This is a genomic window from Neisseria sp. P0021.S005 (assembly GCF_051956955.1).
Genome location: NZ_JBQCWY010000502.1, coordinates 1 through 2,240, shown reverse-complemented (window position 1 = coordinate 2,240; position 2,240 = coordinate 1). Strand labels below are relative to the sequence as shown.

Annotated in this window: 2 protein-coding genes; one reads left to right on the top strand and one right to left on the bottom strand. The window is 47.0% G+C overall.

Going from position 1 to position 2,240, the window contains the following annotated elements:
• Nucleotides 1–88: 88 nt before the first annotated feature.
• Nucleotides 89–1,261 carry an alpha-hydroxy acid oxidase gene (locus tag ACTHUE_RS16140; RefSeq protein WP_049344453.1) on the bottom strand — a complete coding sequence of 391 codons (1,173 nt, stop codon included), beginning with the start codon at nt 1,259–1,261 and terminating at the stop codon, nt 89–91.
• Between the two features lie 359 nt (nt 1,262–1,620).
• Between ACTHUE_RS16140 and iscR the strand changes: the two genes are divergently transcribed.
• Nucleotides 1,621–2,067, top strand: a complete 447-nt coding sequence (gene iscR, locus ACTHUE_RS16135; protein WP_004519894.1) for a Fe-S cluster assembly transcriptional regulator IscR — start codon at nt 1,621–1,623, stop codon at nt 2,065–2,067.
• Nucleotides 2,068–2,240: the final 173 nt, after the last annotated feature.

Below are 2,240 nucleotides of genomic sequence, written 5' to 3'. Positions count from 1 at the left end.
GAATGGTATCGCAAAAACGAGAAATAGCCGTCTATAAAAAGGCCGTCTGAAAACAGATTTTCAGACGGCCTTTTCTTATGTTTAAAAATTAAAATTCATCTTGAGCCCAACGCGTAGAACGCAAAATGCTGGAATCCACATCTTGAATATTGCGATAACCAGTAAATGCCATGGAAATATCCATTTCTTTATACAGGATTTCCAGCGCACGGGTTACGCCTTCTTCACCATACGCACCCAAACCATACAGAAACGCCCGACCAATCATCGTACCTTTCGCACCCAAAGCCCAAGCCTTCAAAATATCCTGACCGCTGCGGATACCACTGTCCATCCAAACCTCGATATCGCTGCCAACTGCGCTGACCACATCAGGCAAAGCTTTAATGGCGGACACGGTATCGTCAAGCTGACGGCCACCATGATTGGAAACGACCAATGCGTCCGCGCCGCTTTTCGCTGCCTTTTCCGCATCTTCAGGCTCCATAATGCCTTTGATAATCAGCTTGCCGCCCCACAAATCTTTAATGCGCGCCACATCATCCCAGCTCAGGCGCGGGTCGAATTGTTCGGAAGTCCACGAAGACAGCGAAGACAAATCGCCCACGTTTTTCGCATGACCGACAATATTGCGGAAGGTGCGACGTTCCGTGTTCAGCATTTTCATACACCATTCCGGTTTGGTCGCCAAATTGATTAAATTGGCAATGGTTGGTTTCGGCGGCGCGGACAGGCCGTTTTTGATGTCTTTGTGGCGTTGACCCAAGACCTGCAAATCAGCGGTCAATACCAAAGCCGAACATTTGGCATCCTTCGCACGCTTAATCAGGTTTTCCATAAACTCGCGGTCGCGCATCACATAAAGCTGAAACCAAAACGGCGCGCTGGTGTTTTCAGCCACATCCTCAATCGAACAAATGGACATGGTCGACAGCGTAAACGGAATACCAAATTTTTCCGCCGCACGCGCCGCCAAAATTTCACCGTCGGCGTGCGCCATACCCGTGAAACCTGTTGGCGCAATCGCTACCGGCATTTTCACATCCTGCCCAATCATTTTGGTTTCGAGACTGCGCCCCTCCATATTAACCAATACCTTTTGGCGGAAACGGATGTCTTTAAAATCCGAAGTGTTTTCACGATAAGTGGTTTCCGTCCAAGAGCCTGAGTCAATATAGTCATAAAACATACGCGGCATTTTACGTTTGGCAACAAGGCGCAAGTCTTCGATACAGGTTATTTTGCTTAAATTACATTTCATTGTCGATTGCCTCTGTTAAGGTAAAGATGGATGGTCAAGGCCGTCTGAACATTTCAAACACCTCATTATTTTACTCCATCAAAACAACTAAATTTTAAGAATAATTTTGATAATCTATATCAGTATCAATATTAAATCAAAACATTTTAACCCTGATATTTGTAGGGTTGATAGCCTTTTTTCAGACGGCCTTAAGTCCAAATTACAGAAAAATAAGGAAAATATTTTCCGATTTAAAAATCAGCCCATGCCACCATTTAAACAAACAATCAAACCGAACCGCCACATACTTGACTGAAACACTCAGATATTAGACAATTCCCCTACTAATAAAAACGCCCCACACAGGCAACCACACCATGAGACTGACTACCAAAGGGCGATTTGCAGTAACCGCCATGATAGATTTGGCGATGAACGCGCAAACCGGCGCTGTCAAACTCAGTGCCATCAGCGAACGACAAAGCATATCGCTGTCCTACCTCGAACAATTATTCAGCAAGCTGCGCCGTGCCGGATTGGTTGAAAGCCTACGCGGCCCAGGCGGAGGCTATATCCTTGCCGCACCCGCCGAGCAAATCAATATTGCACAAATCATCTCCGCAGCCGAAGACCGACTGGATGCCACACAATGCGGCAGCAAAGCAAACTGCCACCACGGTGCCCCCTGTCTGACCCATGACCTTTGGGAAAACTTAAACAAAACCATCAATGATTACCTCAGCAGCGTTACGCTGCAAAGCATCATTGAACAAAAAAACTGCAGCGACAGCAGTCATGTCGTTACTTTTACACACATTCATTAAACCGACTTGCGGCAAAGACCGCAGGCAGATGACCAAACGAAAGAGCAAACCATGACCGTCAAAACCCCCGTATACCTCGACTACGCCGCCACCACTCCCGTTGACCGCCGCGTTGCCGAAAAAATGATTCCCTACCTGTCCGATATTTTCGGCAACCCAGCCTCCAACAGCCA

Excerpts from the sequence above, each read along its gene's own strand:
- ACTHUE_RS16140 (WP_049344453.1), bottom strand. The coding sequence starts at position 1,261 with ATGAAATGTAATTTAAGCAAAATAACCTGTATCGAAGACTTGCGCCTT.
- iscR (WP_004519894.1), top strand. The coding sequence starts at position 1,621 with ATGAGACTGACTACCAAAGGGCGATTTGCAGTAACCGCCATGATAGAT.